2 protein-coding genes and 1 pseudogene are annotated in these 1,103 nt (G+C 54.2%); 1 reads left to right on the top strand and 2 read right to left on the bottom strand.

All coding sequences use genetic code 11. From position 1 onward, the window contains the following. Nucleotides 1-78: 78 nt before the first annotated feature. A complete protein-coding gene (locus ACZRN6_RS36505; protein WP_322145883.1) occupies nt 79-339 on the bottom strand; it encodes a hypothetical protein in 261 nt (86 codons plus the stop codon). A 21-nt stretch (nt 340-360) separates the two neighbouring features. After that, nucleotides 361-684 (bottom strand): hypothetical protein, encoded by a 324-nt coding sequence (locus tag ACZRN6_RS36500; RefSeq protein WP_322145882.1) that lies wholly within the window; start codon nt 682-684, stop codon nt 361-363. Nucleotides 685-906: 222 nt separating this feature from the next. Here ACZRN6_RS36500 and ACZRN6_RS36495 point away from each other — a divergent pair. Beyond that, nucleotides 907-1,103 (top strand): annotated as a pseudogene (locus ACZRN6_RS36495) (hypothetical protein); the annotation flags it as partial.

Below are 1,103 nucleotides of genomic sequence, written 5' to 3'. Positions count from 1 at the left end.
CTCTGGAGGCAACTGAGCGTCGTAACGCTCCTGGCATATCTTCAATGCTGCGTTCATGGTCGCCTCCAGAGTGGCGAGTTAGTCGAAGTAGTCCTGATCGGCCAGATACTCGGAATGCTCGTTTACAAGCCATTCTTCCATCGAGGCGATCTCGGATTCAGTCATGAAGCTGGTGTCGTCTTTCGATTCCCAATTGACTTCGCAATGCCCGAAGTACTCATCGGGGTCGGCGGCTTGGGAGCTGAAGTTTCCTTTTCGGGCCGAGAAATATGCGACGGTCAGGTTGATGGCAATGTCCTCTCCATCACTGACCGTCCAATATTCGTAGGTGCGGGCCATGGCGACCTCCAGTGTTTGGGGTTAGGCGGTAGCTTTGGCGATCGCGGCGAGCATGTCGTTTCGCGCTTGATGCAAGGCCTGCATTTCGCCCTCATGCTCTTCGCTTGCCGTGGACGGCAACCAGATGTCGCTGATGCGATCGAAGGCTTGCAGGGATGCCAGAAGCTCGGGCGCTGCGGCGATAAGGCTTGCGTTTGCACCTGCCTCAGCACAGCTATAGACGCTGCCCTTGCGACGGCGCCGATGAATCTCCGCAATAGTGTCGTCATTGCCGTCTGTCTCGATGTAGCGCCTGCCATGGTCGTCCTGGACATACCAGGGTCCGGGCGTGTGCTTCGTTTCCATGACTCTCTCCATTCGTTGGTTCACCTGTATTCGTCAACACTCATGCCTCCCGCTGGTTGCCGATGGGCGCGGGGTGAGTGCTGACGGGTAGAGGCGAGGGAGGGGAGGACAGGTCATCCAGCTTCGTTGAAGCTGTGCTTTTATTGCTGGGCAGTTGAGTGTCCTGATAGGCTAAAAACAGCCATATGCGAGAATCGCCCCGCCATTTAGCGAGATATTTAAATGCTTAAATTTTTTCTAACCACTGCTTTTGCCTTTGTTTTTCTCGGAGCAATCTCTGGTTGCTCTTCGACTGCCGAACAAGAAAAAGCACTGAGCGCAGGGCTTGTGGCTCATTTGAATAAATTCAAAAGTTACCCGATCGCCTCACAATTGGCCGGGGTTGAAGGCACAAACCAACTGCGTTTCACGATAGATGG

The organism is Pseudomonas sp. A125 (genome assembly GCF_055409485.1).
The sequence above is the reverse complement of the archived record's forward strand: the minus strand, read 5'-3'. Positions and strand labels throughout refer to the sequence as shown.

Coding starts and splice junctions, on each gene's coding strand:
- ACZRN6_RS36505 (WP_322145883.1), bottom strand. CDS start 339: ATGGCCCGCACCTACGAATATTGGACGGTCAGTGATGGAGAGGACATT.
- ACZRN6_RS36500 (WP_322145882.1), bottom strand. CDS start 684: ATGGAAACGAAGCACACGCCCGGACCCTGGTATGTCCAGGACGACCAT.